Raw genomic sequence first — 14,482 nt, 5'->3', positions numbered from 1 at the left:
ATCGCGGTCGTCCTCGTGGGAGTGTGCCGGAGCGGTGTGCCGGAGTGGTCAGAACGACGTCTCGCGGACGCTCACCCGGTCCGGGGACCCGGCCGTGGCCGTCACCTCGGAGCGCTGCCGTCCGCCGGAGAAGGTCACGATGAGCGCCTGGGGCGAGGTCTGGCGCGTGCTCACCGTGAAGCCCCGGTTGGGCACCGCGGAGATCAGGCACACCCGGCCCCCGCCGAACCGCACCGTGGTCTTCCCGCCCTGGGCGGGCACCGTGTGCACCCCGGAGCCGGCCTCCGCACAGCCGGCGTCGCTCCCGCCCGTCTCCGCGGGACGGGGGGTGGGACGGACGGTCGGGGTGCGCGGCGCACTCGGCTCGGGCGACGTCTCGGCCGTCCGGGACGGCGTGGGGCGGGGCGTGCGGGTGCTCCGCGACGGGCTGGGGGAGGGGGACGCGGGCGGCGACGCCGACCGCGTGGCCGCAGGCAGGTCCTCCGGCGCCGACTGCGCGACGGGCGCCGTGGGCCGGGTCGAGCCCACGACGAAGTGGATGGTGACGATGACGGCCGTCACACTGGCTGCCGTGCAGGACAGCCATATCAGCAGGTAGCGCAGGAGGCGGGGCACGACACCATAGTGACGGACGCGCTAACGTTCCGGCTCATGGCCTCCGTACTGGTCGTCGAGGACGACGCTGTGATCCGGGCCGCGCTGATCGAGGTCCTCAGTGGACACGGCCACGCGGTGAAGACCGCACACCAGGGCTTCGAGGCGCTGCGCGAGATCACCCAGAGCCCGCCGGACATCGTGGTGCTCGACCTCGGCCTGCCCGACCTGGACGGTCTCGACGTGCTGCGCATGATCCGCGGGATATCCCGCGTCCCGGTGCTGGTCGCCACCGCCCGGGACGACGACACCGAGATCATCCGGCTGCTCAACGCCGGCGCCGACGACTACCTGGTCAAGCCGTTCTCCGGCGGCCAGCTCGCCGCCCGGCTGGGCGCCGTGCTGCGCAGGTCGGCACCCGCCGACACCGGCGCGCCCCGGCCGCCGGCGCTGCACGTCGGCGACCTGCACATCGACCCCACCGCGCGCACGGCGCACCTGGCGGGCCGGGAGCTGCCGCTGACCCGCCGCGAGTTCGATCTGCTCGCCTACCTGGCCGCGCACGCCGACCAGGTCGTCTCGCGGCAGCGCATCCTCACCGAGGTGTGGCAGCAGCCCTACCTCGAGGAGCAGACCGTGGACGTCCACCTGTCCGCACTGCGCCGGAAGCTGGGGGAGAAGGCGCGCCAGCCCCGCTACCTCCACACCGTGCGCGGCATCGGCATCAAGCTGGTCGGCTCGCCGTGAGACGTGCGCTCGCCGGTATCGCGCTCGCCGTCACGTCGATGGTGGCCCTGTCGTTCCTCATCCCGCTCGCCCTGCTCGTCCGGGAACAGGCCCGCGACCAGGCCACCACCGTCGCCGAACAGCGCGCCTCCGCCCTGTCCCCGGTCCTGGCCCTCACCACCCGGCGCTCGGACGTGGAGCAGGCCCTGGGCGAGATCGGCTCGCCGGGCCGGCTCGCCGTGCGGCTGCCCGACGGCGACGTCGTCGGCACCCCGCACGCCCCCCGCAGCGCCCTGGACCGTGCCGTCGAGGACCGGCAGACCCTGGCGCTGGACACCGAGGAGGGCTGGAGCTACCTGCAGCCCGTCGTCCTGCGGGGCGACCGGGTCGCTGTCGTCGAGTCCCACGTGCCCGCCGCCGACCTCAGCCGGGGCGTCGCCGCCTCCTGGGGCGTGATGGCGCTGCTCGCCCTGGGCCTGGTCGGCGGTTCGGTCCTGGTCGCCGACCGGCTCGGCGCGCGCGTCGTGCGCTCCTCGCGCAGTCTGAAGCGGGCCTCCCTCGCCCTCGGCTCGGGCGACCTCGACGTGCGCGTCGCACCGGACGGGCCGCCGGAGCTGCAGGAGGCCGGGGTGGCGTTCAACACCATGGCCGACCGGGTCGTCGACCTGCTCGCCGTCGAGCGGGAACTGGTCGCGGACCTCTCCCACCGGCTGCGCACCCCGCTCACCGCGCTGTGCCTGGAGGCGGACCGGATGGGGCCCACGCCGAGCGCGCGCCGCATCGCCGAGGCCACCGCCCAGCTGGAGAGCGAACTGGACGCGGTCATCACGGCCGCCCGGGCCCCGCTGGCGGTCTCGCAGCCGGGGGGCGCGGCCCACGACCCGGCGAAGCCGTGCGACGTGTCCGAGGTGGTCGCCGAACGCCTGGAGTTCTGGGCCGTCCTCGCGACCCAGCAGGACCGGCCGTGGGAACGCTACTTCACGCCCCGCCCGACCCCGGTCCGCTTCCCGCAGGACGAGCTGGCGGCGGTCGTCGACGCCCTGATCGGCAACGTCTTCCGGCACACGCCCCAGGGGGCCGCCTTCGCCGTCCGCGTGGAGCGGGCCGACGAGCGGGTCCTGCTCACCGTGGACGACGCCGGCCCGGGCGTCGACGACCCGGAGGCGGCGCTCACCCGCGGGGTCAGCGTCGGCGGCTCCACCGGCCTCGGCCTGGACATCGTGGCCCGCGCCGCCCGGGCGGCGGACGGGGAACTGACGATCACCCGTGCGCCGATGGGCGGCGCACGGGTGCGGGTGTCGTTCGCGCTGGCGTCCGCGCGGGGGTGAACCGGCTCAGCGGCTCGCGCCGAAGTTCTGCGTCCACCACGGGCCGCCGTCACCGAAGTGGACGCCGACGCCTATCTCCTTGAAGGAGCAGTTCAGGATGTTGGCGCGGTGGCCGGGGCTGTTCATCCAGGACTTCATCACCGAGGCGGCGTCGGCCTGCCCGCGGGCTATGTTCTCGCCCAGCGTCGACCACTGGTACCCGGCGGCCTCGACCCGGGTGGTCATGGTGGAGCCGTCGGGGCCGGTGTGGGACATCACACCGCTCGCGGCCATCACGTCGCTGTAGTCGTCCGCGGCGCGGGTCAGCCGGGCGTTGGCCGTCAGCGGGGAGCACCCGGCCGCGGCCCGTTCCTGGTTGACCAGGGCGATCACCTGGGTCTCGGCGCTGCCGCCCGAGCTGCCGGAGCCGCCCGAGCCGGAACCCGGGCCGGAGGCGCTGCCGCCGCCGGTGCCGCGGTCGCTGCCGGCCTTGGCGGAGGGGCGCTCGGGTGCCTTCGCGGCCTGCGTCGGAGTCGCGGTGCGGGTGGGGCTCGCCGACTTCGACGCCTTCTTCTTCCCGGCCTTCTTGCTCGGGGACGCCTCGGGAGAGGCGCTCGCGCTCGTGGACGGGGAGGCGGACGGCGTCGTCTCCTCCGCCGAGGGAGCCTGGTCGACCGTGCTCGCGGCCACCCGGTCCGAGGCACCGCCGTCGCCGTCGCCGTCGCCGTCGCCGATGCCGGTCAGGGCGAATCCGACGCCTGCCGTGAGGACCGCGGCACCGAGCACCAGGGTGGTGTTGCGCGTCCGGTGCCCGCCGCCGGGGCGGGCGTGGGAGCGGGGCTTGCGGGCGGCTCGGCGGGAACCCATTGCGTAGGACACCTCGGTCGGTCGGTCGGAGGGAGACCCGGTGGGCGCGATGGCACCCACCGGGACCGTGGGGGGTGCTGCGAGCGTAGGGGCCGGAGGACTGGATTCCGCGGTTCGAAGGTCAACTTCAAGAAGCCTTAAGAAAACCGCCAAGGTCTGTTGAGGTCGGCCCGCCCGGGCGGACCCCACCGTGCGGGCGACGGTCCCACAAGTGACGTTTTATCTGCTTTACGGTGTCCCGGTGCGACCTGTGCCCAAATGGACCTTGCTCTCGTCGGGATGCGCGCCCCTGCTGCTGGCCGGCGGCTGGGCGGTCGCCGGGCAGCTCGAAGGCCCCGCCTACGATCCCGTGACGCAGACCATCAGCGTGCTGGCGGCGCACGGTGCGGCCGGGGCGTGGGTGATGACGGCGGCGCTGATGGCTCTGGGGGTGTGCCACCTGCTCACCGCATGGGGTCTGCGGGCCGCCGCGGCCCCGGGGCGCGTGGCGCTGGCGTGCGGGGGAGTGGCGGCGCTGGTGGTGGCGATGGTGCCGCCGCCGAGCAGCGGGGGCTCGCTGCGTCACGGCTCGGTCGCCGCGGTCGGCTTCGCGCTGCTCGCCCTGTGGCCCGTCCTCGCCGCCGACCGCAGCCGCACCGCGCCCTGGCCGCTGTGGCCCGAGATTTCCCTCGCCGTGACCCTGGCGATGGGGGCCGGGGCGCTCTGGTTCCTGTTCGAGATGGACGACGACGGGGCTGCCGGAGTGGCCGAACGCGTGGTCACCTCCATGCAGTCGCTGTGGCCCTTCGTGGTCGCCGCCGCCTGCGTCCACCGCGCCCGGAGCCGGTACCGGGCCACCGCGTCCTGACGGGCGGGGGCTACTCGGGCGGCGTAGGGGTGTCGTGGGTGCGGTACATCGCCTGGACGTCCAGTTCGAGCCGGACGGTGGGGCCGACGACCGCGATGCCGCGGGCCAGCATGGAACGCCAGTTGAGGGTGAAGTCCTCGCGGTGCAGTTCCGCCCGGGCCAGGGCCGCGCAGCGCAGCTCCTGCCCGTAGCCGCCGTTGACCGTGCCGAGGTAGGTGGTGTCGAGGCCGACGGAGCGACTGGTGCCGTGCATCGTCAGCGTGCCGTGCAGGGTCCACTTCGAGCCGCCGTGGTAGGCGAAGCGGCTGCTGACGAAGTCGATGTACGGGTAGCGCTCGACGTCGAGGAAGTCGGCGGACCGCAGGTGGTTGTCCCGGGTCCGGTTGCCCGTGGCGATGCTGGAGGCGTCGATGCGCACCGACACCTGGGAGTCGGTCATGTCCGGCGCGACGCGGATGCCGCCCTGGAACCGGGTGAACCGGCCGTGCACATGCGCCATGCCGACGTGCTGGGCGATGAAGCGGATCGCGGTGTGCGGCGGATCGAACAGCCAGGTCCCGGCCGACGGCAGCTCCAGCCTGCGGGCCGGCACGAGCTGCACGCGCGCCGGGGCGGGCGCGACTCCGGCGTGGATCTCGATGGTCCGGCGGTCCGGAGAGAGACCCTCGGCGGCGGTCAGCACGCTGTACGCACCCGGCGGCAGTGCCGCGAGGAACAGGCCGTACGGATCGGTGGTGCCGCGGGCCGCGACCCGGTGGCTGTCCAGCGCGGTCACCGTCACCTCGGCCCCGCCGACGGGCTGCTCCCCGCTGTCGACGACCGCGCAACCGAATCCGCCGGCGCCCGCGGGGAGGAGGGCGGAGAGGTCCGGCGTGGTGCCGGAGGCACCCTCGCGCCGTCGCCGCAGCAGTCCGAGCACCATGCAGTTCACACCTTTCGTCACATGTGTCACCGGGCCTGCGGAGGCGCCGGGACACGTTCGCGGTTGCCAAGGGGTGTCGAGGGGGTGGGCGGCGAGCTCCGGAACCTGCCCGATCCCGTAGTGATCATAAAGCCGTCGGCAGGGAGCAGATCACCCCGCATCGGCTCCGGCGAACGGTGACCGAGGGCGGTGAAATGCACCATTGTTTGTGAATTCTCCGGAAAGTGCGGGCTTCACGGATGCCGGGCGGGCGCTGATTTGCGTTCCTGCACCGGCAAAGTGCGGAGGGGGTGACGCCCGGTTCACGGGGGCCTCACGGCTTCCGCGCATGGTCACCGCCTTGGGGCGTCCGGAGCGGGCAACCCGTACTTCTGTGTGCGACGGGGCTCACAGGTGATCGGCAAACCTTCTCTTTGCGCGTTCTTGACCTGCGTATAAGCTGCGAACAGGTGGACGAGCGCCGTGCGGAGTCGCCGTGCGGTGGCCATCCGCCCATTTCTGTGACTTCTCGTTCGATCGGACGAGACGAGATGTTTGGCACAGTATGAGGAGAGGGTGCGCGGGGGATGTGTCCCCCCGGGGCCGTGGCGGACGCAAGGGTGGAGGTTTCGTGTGATGAGCGAACCGGTCGGTGCGGTGAACAGCTCCGCCGGCCACCCCGTCACCGCCCGCCCCCGGACGACGGCGGGCCGGCAGCCGGCCCCCGGCGCCCTCCGGGCCCGCCCCGACGACGTCCCCCGCGCCGCCGCCCGGCGTGTGCGCCGCCCCGGCCGCACCGCGTTCCGGCCGCCCCTGACCACCGCGGCGGCCCCGGTCCTCCACCGCTGGGCGGTGGAGGGATGAGCGGGCCCCCGGCCGACGGCCGGATCGCGATCGACCGGCAGCACCCGGAGGTGTACCGGGCACAGATCGAGGTGGCCAAAGCCGTCCGCCGAGCCGCCCGCGAGGCGGGACTGGACCGGACCCTGGTCGAACTCGTCAACATCCGCGCCTCGCAGATCAACGGCTGCGCCTCCTGCCTCGACGTCCACGTGAGGGCCGCGCTCAGGGGAGGCGAGTCGTCCCAGCGCATCGCCGTCCTGCCGGCCTGGCGCGACACGGACCTGTTCACCCCGGCGGAGCGCGCCGCACTGATCCTGACGGAGAGCCTCACCACCCTTCCCGATCCCCGCATCCAGGATCAGGACCACGCCGAAGCGGCCCGGCACCTCACGCCGGAGCAACGCTCGGCGGTGACCTGGATCGTGATCACCATCAACGCCTTCAACCGGGTGTCGATCGCCAGTCGCCACCCCGTGCATGAACGGGGGGCCGTGAGCCCGCCCGCAGTCAGTCCGCACAACCCCTAGAAAGGGCACGCATGACCTCCAGCGTCCGCCTCGATCCAGACCAGCGCCTCCTCGAGAGCTCCTGGCGGCGTCCGTGATGGAGGTGACAGAGCGCCGACAGCCCAAGACCCAGACCTCGGCCAAGCGGCGCATGCTGGGGGCCCAGCTGGCGGGCCGGGCACGCAACTTCCTGACGACCGAGGCGGGCAGTGTCGGCCTGCTGCTGGCCGCCGTCGTGATCGCCCTGGTCTGGGCGAACTCACCCTGGTCCGACGCGTACACCTCGCTGTGGTCGACGGAGGCGTCCTTCTCCATCGGCAGCGCCGACCTGTCCATGAACCTGGGCCACTGGGTCAGTGACGGCCTGATGGCGGTGTTCTTCTTCGTCATCGGCCTGGAGGTCCGCTACGAGGTCTCCGTCGGTGTGCTGAACAGCCGTCGGCGCATCGTCATCCCCGCCATGGCGGGCATCGGCGGCATGCTGATCCCCGTCCTGCTGTACCTGGCCGTCTCCCCCGGCGGCGAGGCCGCCAAGGGCTGGGGCATCGTCATCGGCACGGACACCGCCTTCATGCTGGGCGCGCTCGCCATCGTCGGGCCGCGGTTGTCCACCCAGCTCCGCGTCTTCCTGCTGGCCATCACCGTCATCGACGACATCGTGGCCGTCACCGTCATCGGCTTCGTCTACTCCGGGTCGGTGCGCTACGCACCGCTGCTCCTCGCGCTCGCCCTCTGCGTGCTCCTGGCGAGCCTGACCCGGCTGGGGGTCTGGCGGGCGGCACCGTACGTGATCGTCGTGCTCGTCCTGTGGGTGGCCACCTACGAGGGCGGCCTGCACGCGTCCATCGCGGGCATGATCGGCGGTCTGCTCATCCCCGCCCAGGCGCCCGCGCGTCACGCGGTGGAACGGGCGGCCAGGCTGTTCCGCGCCTTCCGGCAGTCGCCGCGGGCCGATGTGGGCATGACCGCCCGTCGGGGCCTCAAGCAGGCCGTCTCGGTCAACGAGCGTCTGCAGACCGTGCTGCACCCCTGGAGCAGCTACTTCATCGTCCCGGTGTTCGCGCTCGCCAGCGCGGGAGTGGACCTGCGGGACGGTGTCCTGGCCGACGCCCTGTCCTCCTGGGTCACCTGGGCGGTCGTCATCGGTCTGGTGCTCGGCAAGCTGCTGGGCGTCAGCGGCGGTGCGCTGCTGGGCACCCGGCTGGGGCTCGGCAGCCTGCCGCGCGGTGTCGGCGAGGGCCAGGTGATGGGCGGCGGAGTCCTCTCCGGCATCGGCTTCACCGTCTCCCTGCTGATCGCCCAGCTGGCCTTCGCCGACAACGAGGATCTGCGTGCCCAGGCCACGGTGGGCATCCTGCTCGCGGCCGTCTTCGCCACCCTCCTCGGGTGGGTGGCGTTCCGGCTCGCCGCGGTCCTGCGCGGAGAGACCGAGGCCGACCTGCCGCGCTTCCTGGACACGCCCGTCGACCCGGAGAGGGACCACATCTCCGGCCCGGTGGACGCTCCGCTGACCCTGGTCGAGTACGGCGACTACGAGTGCCCGTTCTGCGCGCACGCCACCGGTGTGCTGCAGGAGCTGAGGGACCGGTTCGGCGACCGCCTGCGGTACGTCTACCGGCACCTCCCGCTGCCCGACGTGCACGAACACTCGGAGCTCGCCGCCCGGGCGGCCGTCGCCGCGGACAAGCAGGGGCGTTTCTGGGACATGCACGACCTGCTGTTCGCGCACCGGGAGCACCTGGAGTTCGACGACGTGGTCGGTTACGCGGGCGACCTGGGACTCGACATCGAGAAGTTCCTCGACGATCTCGACGACGAACGGACGGCCGAGCGCGTGCGTGAGGACGTCGCGAGCGCGGAGGCCAGCGGGGCCACCGGCGCGCCGACGTTCTTCATCGGCAACCGCCGGCACACCGGGCCGTACGACGCGGCGACGCTGGCGCGGGAACTGGAGGCGTCCGACACGGGAGCGGTCACCTCGTGACGTGACCCCCTCCGGTCAGCCGGGGCGGGGCACCGGCGACGGGCCCGGCCGGGCGTGGGCATCCTGTCTCACGTCGGGCCGGGCCCCACGTCTCCCTGGAGGCGCTGCAGGTCGGAGGGGCGCACCTGGATGGCCACGACGGCGATCAATGCGGCGAGCACGGCGAAGATCGCCGCCGTGACGAAGGCGGCCGAGACCCCGGCGGTGAGCACCTCGTCGGACCAGGGCGGCGGCAGCTCCCCGGTGCGCCGGAAACGCAGCAGCTCCCCCGGGTCGGCCTGCTGGAGGAAGCGGGGGATCTGGCGCTCGGCCTCGTTGGTGCTGGCGGTGCTGGACATGGTGACCAGGATGGACAGGCCGAGGGAGCCGCCCACCTGCTGGGTGGCGTTGAGCAGACCGGAGGCCGCGCCGGTCTCGGCGGTGCGGACGTTGGACAGCGCCATCAGCGTCAGCGAGACGAAGTTCATGCCCATGCCGAGGCTGAAGACCAGCATCGGCCCCAGGACGCTGCCCGCGTAGGTCGAGTGGACGTCGGTCAGGGTCAGCCAGCCCAGGCCCGCCGCTGCCAGCACACCGCCCCCGACCATGAACGGTTTGGGCCCGTACACGGGCAGGAACCGTGAGGTCAGGCCGGCGCCGATCGCGATGACGGCACTCACCGGCAGGAAGGCGACGCCGGCCTGCAGGGGGCTGAAGTCCAGCACGTTCTGCACGAACAGGGTCAGGAAGAAGAACATGCCGAACATCGCCGCGGCGAGGCACAGCATGATGCCGTAGGTGCCCGCGCGGTTGCGGTCGGCGAACATGTGCAGCGGCGTGATCGGCTGCCGGGACCGCTTCTCCACCAGGACGTACAGCACGAGCAGGACGACCGCCGCGGCGAACGACGCCAGGGTCAGCGGGTCCCGCCAGCCGTCCTGGGCGGCCCGGATGAAGCCGTAGACCAGCAGCACCATGCCGGCGGTGGAGGTGAGCGCGCCGGTGAGGTCGAAGCGGCCGGGGTGGCGTTCGGACTCCCTGATCCAGCGGGGGGCGGCGAGCGCGATGAGCACGCCGATGGGGACGTTGACGAACAGCACCCACCGCCAGTTCAGCCACTCGACGAGGATGCCGCCGGCCAGCAGTCCGATGGCCCCGCCGCCCGCCGACACGGCGGCGAACACCCCGAAGGCGCGGTTGCGTTCCGGTCCTTCGCGGAACGTCGTGCTGATCAGGGCGAGGGACGTCGGGGAGGCGATGGCGCCGCCGACGCCCTGCAGGGCCCGCGCGGCGAGCAACTGCCAGGGCTGCTGCGCGAGTCCGCCCAGCAGCGAGGCCAGCACGAACAGCAGCACACCGGTGATGAAGACGCGCCGCCGGCCGAGGATGTCCCCGGCCCGTCCGCCGAGCAGGAGGAGCCCGCCGAAGGTGAGCGTGTAGGCGCTGACCACCCACGACAGGCTGGTGGTGGAGAAGGCCAGCGAGGTCTGGATGTGCGGGAGCGCGATGTTCACGATGGTGATGTCCAGCACCACCATCAGCTGGCACGAGGCGATGACCAGCAGGGCCATCGCACTTCCGCCACCGCCGGTGCGCCGGGCGGTGGTCTCTGCGGAGGCCGACTGCGAACCCTTGGTCACGTCGGGCCCCCCGTTCGGGAACCCACCCGACGACGGTACGCCCGGCACTCCCCGGTCACCACTCGAACGGGTCGGCCCCGGACGGGCGTCGCGCACGGAGGTTCCGTGAAGGTCCCGGAGGAAGAATTGTTTGAAGTTTCACGCATCAGGTAGGGTCGGCACGCTTGAAGGTTCAAGTGAACCGTTGTTCCTGTTCGTCCCGTCCCCGAAGGGCCCCCACACGATGACGTCCACGCTCGACCGCACCCGTACTCCGGCCACCGCCGGCACCCCTGCCGCCGCCGCGCACCCCTACGACACGGGCCTGCTGGTCCTGCGCCTGGCCCTCGGGCTGACCATGGCCGCGCACGGCGCCCAGAAGCTGTTCGGCTGGTTCGGCGGCGGCGGGATCGAGGGCACCGGCCAGTACTTCGCGATGAGCGGCTACCCGGCGGGGGAGACCATGGCGCTGATCGCCGGTCTCACCGAGACCCTCGGCGGGCTCGCGCTCGCCGTGGGCCTGCTCACCCCGCTCGCCGGCGCCGCTGTGCTCGGCACCATGATCAACGCCCTGGCCGTGAAGTGGGGCGGCGGCTTCTTCGCCCCCGAGGGCGTCGAGTTCGAGCTCCTGCTGGCCGCGGGGGCCGCCGCGCTGACCCTCACCGGACCCGGCCGCTACGCGGTCGACCGCCTCCTGCCGGGCCTGAAGTCCCACGGCTTGCTGCGCGGTGCCGCCGCCGTCCTGCTGGGCGTCGTGGCCGCCGGAGTGGTGCTGCTGGTCCGCGGCTGACCCGCCGCCCTGCGAGCGCCCCGCCCGCCGCACCGAGCGGCGGCCGGGGCGCTCACGCGTTCACCGGTCCCGCGGCCACGCTCACCGGTCCCGTGGCCACGCTCACCGGTCCCGCGGCCACCCGGTGTAGCCCTCGGCGAGGTAGGCGGAGCCGGCGGCCGAGCCGGTCAGCGCTGCCAGTTCGGCCTCCTGCCGCCGGATGTCGAAGGGCGCCGCGCCGGGCGGGGTGTGCAGCATCGTGGTCATCCAGTACGAGAAGTACTGCGCCCGCCAGACCTCGCGCAGCGCGCGCTCGCTGTAGGCGGCGAGCGGGGCGGTGTCCCGTCGTGCGACGGCCCGTTCGAGTTCCCCGGCGAGGAGGCGGGCGTCGGCGAGCGCGAGGTTCAGGCCCTTCGCGCCGGTCGGCGGGACCGTGTGCGCGGCGTCACCGGCCAGCACCAGCCGGCCGAAGTGCATCGGTTCCTGCACGAAACTGCGGAACGGCAGCACGGACCTGGCGGTGACCGGCCCCTCCCGGAGCCGGTGACCGTTGGCGCCGACCCGCGCCTGCAGCTCCGTCCAGATCCGGTCGTCGGACCACGCGGCGGCGTCCTCGGCCGGGTCGCACTGGAAGTACATGCGCTGCACCGTGTCGGTACGGCGGCTGATCAGTGCGAACCCGCGAGGGGAGTGGTTGTAGATGAGCTCCGGGGAGCTGGGCGGGGCCTCGGTGAGGATCCCGAACCACGCGTAGGGGTAGGTCCGGGTGAACTGCGCGCGGCGTGCCTCGGGGACCTGGCGGCGGCACAGGCTGTGCGAGCCGTCGGCGCCGACCAGGAAGTCGGACCGGACGGCGTGCCGGGTGCCGTCCGCGTCGGTGAACCGCATGACCGGGGCGTCCGTCAGGAGGTCGTCGACCGACACGTCACGGACGCCGAACCGGACGTCACCGCCGTCCCGGGCCCGGGCGTCGGCCAGGTCGGCGAAGACGGCGGTCTGCGGGTAGAGCCGGGTGGACGCGCCCACCAGGTTCCGGAAGTCGATGCGGTGGCTGTCCCCGCCGAAGGCCAGGACGATGCCGTCGTGGCGCTCGCCGTCACGGTGCACGCGGCCGGAGACGCCGCTGTCGGCGAGGAGGTCCACGGAGCGCTGTTCCAGGATGCCGGCGCGGGGTGTGTGCTCGATCTCGTGACGGGTGCGCAGGTCGACGGCGACGGAGTCGATCCCGGCGCGGGCCAGCAGATGGCAGAGCATGAGCCCGGCGGGGCCTGCCCCGACCACGGCGATCTGCGTACGGCTGTGGACGACCGGTGCGGAGGAGGCGGACGAGGTGAAGGCCATGGGCCGCATTGTCCGGCCCGCCGCCCCGCCTCCGCGACCACTTGGCGGACACCTCCCGCCGGACGCCCTGCGCGGTCGGAAACGCTGCCCGGCCGCGGACGGTCCCGGACGGACCGCCAGCGGACCGGGCAGGGGCGACGGTCCCCGCACACCACCCGGACGATCGCTCCCGCCGCCGAGGACGGCCCGCACCGGGTCACCGACGGGTACGCGGAAGCGCCCGGCGCCCGTACCGCGCGGCCGGCACTCACCGGGTGAGCGGGCCGGCGGGCGGGCGCCGGGAGGGGACGGGGCGGGCGTCAGCCGCGGGGCGCCGCCGGTTCGGCTTCCACGACGGTGCCGGGGCCCGCCTCCTCGGCCAGGCGCTCCATGCCGCTGGTCGTCTTCAGCGGCTTCTCCTTGAGGAACAGGACGGTGAGCAGCGCGAGCAGGGCGCACGGGGTGGCGACGAGGAACAGCTCCGCGGTGGCCGTGCCGTAGGCGTGCTCGACGATCTCGCGGATCGGCGCGGGCAGGGTCTTGATGTCGGGGACGCTGGAGTCGCCGCCGGACGCCTGGTCCACGGGGACGCCCGCGTCGGTCAGCCCGTTGGTGATCTCACTGGCGACCCGGTTGGCCAGGATGGCGCCGAGGACGCTGGTGCCGATGGTGCCGCCCATGCTGCGGAAGAAGGACAGCACGGAGGTGGCGGCGCCCAGTTCACTGGCGGGGACGTCGTTCTGCGCCGCCAGCACGAGGTTCTGCATCAGCATGCCGACGCCGATGCCGAGGACCGCCATGTAGACGCTGAGCAGGGTGAAGGAGGTGCCCGCGTCGATCGTGGCCAGCAGGCCGAGCCCGGCGCTCATGATGACCGCACCGGCGACCAGGTAGCGCTTCCAGACACCGGTGCGGCTGATGACCTGTCCGGCGACGGTGGACGACACCAGCAGACCGAGGATCATCGGCAGGCTCATCAGACCGGCCACGGTGGGCGACTTGCCCAGGGACACCTGGAAGTACTGCGACAGGAAGACGGTGCCGCCGAACATCGCCACACCGACCAGGAGGCTGGCGACGGTGGTGAGCGTGACGGTGCGGTTGCGGAAGATCGACAGCGGGATCACCGGCTCGGGGGCCCGGGACTCCACGAACACGGCGGCACCCAGCAGCAGGGCGCCGGCGCCGGTGAGGGCGGCGGTCTGCCGGGAGGCCCAGTCGAAGTCGTTGCCCGCCAGCGACACCCGGATGAGCAGCGCGCTGACGCCCGCGACGACCAGGAAGGCACCCAGGAAGTCGATCTTCGCCTCGCGTCGGATCGTGGGCAGGCGCAGGGTGCGCTGGAGCAGCACGATGGCGAGGAGGGCGAACGGCACACCGATGAAGAAGCACCAGCGCCAGCCGAGCCAGGAGGTGTCCACCAGCACACCGCCGACCAGCGGTCCGGCCACGGTGCCGACGGCGAACACGGCACCGAAGACGCCGGCGTACTTGCCGAGCTCGCGCGGCGGGACGATCGCGGCTCGACCCCGGGTCACTCGCCCAGGGCGGGAGCCAGCGCCCGCCGCAGATCCGCCGGTTCCCGGTAGAGCGTGCCCGTCATGCCCAGGGCGAGGGCCGCCTCGACGTTCTCCGCCCGGTCGTCCACGAACAGGCACCGCCGCGCCGGCACGGCCGCCCGCTCCGCCGCGATCGCGTAGATCGCCGGGTCCGGCTTGGCCACCCCCACATGGGCACTGCCCACCACGTGGTGCGCGAGGTCCGCCAGGCCCAGCGCCGCGAGGTCGCTGTCCAGTTGCAGCGTCGCGTTGGTCACGAGGACCAGCGGCATCAGTTCCCGTACCCGCCGCAGCAGCGCCACCACCGCCTCGTCCGCGTGGAACGGGGCGTGGGCGAAGGCCGCCGCGAGCTCCCGGGCCCGTGGCTCCGGAACCCGGCCCTCCAGCCCGCGCACGATGGACGCCTCCCACTCCGCCGTGCCGATCCGGCCGAGCAGCAGCGGCAGATCCACCTCCGGCGCGTATGCCACCTCGGCCGTCGTCCCCTCCGCCAGCCCGGCCGAGCGTTCCAGCGCGGCCACGCGGCTCATGTCGTAGGAGCGGATCACGTTGTCGAGGTCGCACAGCACGGCGTCGAACGGCCGGGCCTCGGCAGGGGGAACGATCATGGAATCTGGATAGCACGTCCCGCCGGGCCGCCACCCCGGGATCCGGGCACCGA

General features: G+C 73.1%; 13 protein-coding genes and 1 pseudogene. 7 read left to right on the top strand and 7 right to left on the bottom strand.

Features of this window, described 5'->3' with window-relative positions; all coding sequences use genetic code 11:
• Nucleotides 1-48 precede the first annotated feature (48 nt).
• Nucleotides 49-615: a hypothetical protein gene (locus ACIRPP_RS26300; protein WP_403647472.1), complete on the bottom strand. Its 567-nt coding sequence runs from the start codon at nucleotides 613-615 to the stop codon at nucleotides 49-51.
• 36 nt (nucleotides 616-651) lie between these two features.
• Here ACIRPP_RS26300 and ACIRPP_RS26295 point away from each other — a divergent pair, with 36 nt between their 5' ends.
• On the top strand, nucleotides 652-1,341 hold the full coding sequence (locus ACIRPP_RS26295) for a response regulator transcription factor (RefSeq protein ID WP_164348907.1): 690 nt from the start codon (nucleotides 652-654) through the stop codon (nucleotides 1,339-1,341).
• On the top strand, nucleotides 1,338-2,648 hold the full coding sequence (locus ACIRPP_RS26290; protein WP_403647469.1) for a sensor histidine kinase: 1,311 nt from the start codon (nucleotides 1,338-1,340) through the stop codon (nucleotides 2,646-2,648). The genes ACIRPP_RS26295 and ACIRPP_RS26290 overlap by 4 nt, the downstream gene beginning before the upstream one ends.
• Nucleotides 2,649-2,654: 6 nt before the next feature.
• On the opposite strand, the gene ACIRPP_RS26285 is transcribed toward ACIRPP_RS26290, so the two are convergent.
• Nucleotides 2,655-3,494: a CAP domain-containing protein gene (locus ACIRPP_RS26285; protein ID WP_403647466.1), complete on the bottom strand. Its 840-nt coding sequence runs from the start codon at nucleotides 3,492-3,494 to the stop codon at nucleotides 2,655-2,657.
• Nucleotides 3,495-3,735: 241 nt separating this feature from the next.
• Between ACIRPP_RS26285 and ACIRPP_RS26280 the strand changes: the two genes are divergently transcribed.
• Nucleotides 3,736-4,341: a DUF998 domain-containing protein gene (locus tag ACIRPP_RS26280; protein WP_403647463.1), complete on the top strand. Its 606-nt coding sequence runs from the start codon at nucleotides 3,736-3,738 to the stop codon at nucleotides 4,339-4,341.
• Nucleotides 4,342-4,351: 10 nt separating this feature from the next.
• Here the strand turns inward: ACIRPP_RS26280 and ACIRPP_RS26275 are convergent, their stop codons facing one another.
• On the bottom strand, nucleotides 4,352-5,263 hold the full coding sequence (locus ACIRPP_RS26275; RefSeq protein WP_403647460.1) for a YceI family protein: 912 nt from the start codon (nucleotides 5,261-5,263) through the stop codon (nucleotides 4,352-4,354).
• A 615-nt stretch (nucleotides 5,264-5,878) separates the two neighbouring features.
• Between ACIRPP_RS26275 and ACIRPP_RS26270 the strand changes: the two genes are divergently transcribed.
• The 3 genes from ACIRPP_RS26270 to nhaA all read left to right on the top strand — a co-directional run bounded on the left by ACIRPP_RS26270 (nucleotide 5,879) and on the right by nhaA (nucleotide 8,575).
• A complete protein-coding gene (locus ACIRPP_RS26270) occupies nucleotides 5,879-6,106 on the top strand; it encodes a hypothetical protein (protein ID WP_403647457.1) in 228 nt (75 codons plus the stop codon).
• Nucleotides 6,103-6,612 (top strand): carboxymuconolactone decarboxylase family protein, encoded by a 510-nt coding sequence (locus tag ACIRPP_RS26265; protein ID WP_403647454.1) that lies wholly within the window; start codon nucleotides 6,103-6,105, stop codon nucleotides 6,610-6,612. The genes ACIRPP_RS26270 and ACIRPP_RS26265 overlap by 4 nt, the downstream gene beginning before the upstream one ends.
• Nucleotides 6,613-6,742: 130 nt before the next feature.
• Nucleotides 6,743-8,575 (top strand): Na+/H+ antiporter NhaA, encoded by a 1,833-nt coding sequence (nhaA, locus tag ACIRPP_RS26260; protein ID WP_403647614.1) that lies wholly within the window; start codon nucleotides 6,743-6,745, stop codon nucleotides 8,573-8,575.
• A gap of 68 nt (nucleotides 8,576-8,643) precedes the next feature.
• On the opposite strand, the gene ACIRPP_RS26255 is transcribed toward nhaA, so the two are convergent.
• Nucleotides 8,644-10,125 carry an MFS transporter gene (locus tag ACIRPP_RS26255; RefSeq protein WP_403647611.1) on the bottom strand — a complete coding sequence of 494 codons (1,482 nt, stop codon included), beginning with the start codon at nucleotides 10,123-10,125 and terminating at the stop codon, nucleotides 8,644-8,646.
• Between the two features lie 292 nt (nucleotides 10,126-10,417).
• Between ACIRPP_RS26255 and ACIRPP_RS26250 the strand changes: the two genes are divergently transcribed.
• The gene (locus ACIRPP_RS26250; protein WP_403647451.1) at nucleotides 10,418-10,963 is read left to right on the top strand and encodes a DoxX family protein; all 546 of its coding nucleotides are present in this window, start codon (nucleotides 10,418-10,420) and stop codon (nucleotides 10,961-10,963) included.
• A 102-nt stretch (nucleotides 10,964-11,065) separates the two neighbouring features.
• Here ACIRPP_RS26250 and ACIRPP_RS26245 read toward each other — a convergent pair whose 3' ends face one another.
• From ACIRPP_RS26245 to ACIRPP_RS26235, 3 genes and pseudogenes are all read right to left on the bottom strand, one after another.
• Nucleotides 11,066-12,283: a 4-hydroxybenzoate 3-monooxygenase gene (locus ACIRPP_RS26245; RefSeq protein ID WP_403647448.1), complete on the bottom strand. Its 1,218-nt coding sequence runs from the start codon at nucleotides 12,281-12,283 to the stop codon at nucleotides 11,066-11,068.
• Nucleotides 12,284-12,582: 299 nt separating this feature from the next.
• Nucleotides 12,583-13,785 (bottom strand): annotated as a pseudogene (locus tag ACIRPP_RS26240) (MFS transporter); the annotation flags it as partial.
• Between the two features lie 11 nt (nucleotides 13,786-13,796).
• Nucleotides 13,797-14,429, bottom strand: coding sequence for an HAD-IA family hydrolase (locus ACIRPP_RS26235; RefSeq protein ID WP_403647445.1), 633 nt, complete (start codon nucleotides 14,427-14,429; stop codon nucleotides 13,797-13,799).
• Nucleotides 14,430-14,482 lie beyond the last annotated feature (53 nt).

It is taken from the genome of Streptomyces sp. NPDC101219 (genome assembly GCF_044767675.1).
Lineage (GTDB): Bacteria > Actinomycetota > Actinomycetes > Streptomycetales > Streptomycetaceae > Streptomyces.
This window is presented reverse-complemented; position numbering and strand designations above follow the sequence as displayed.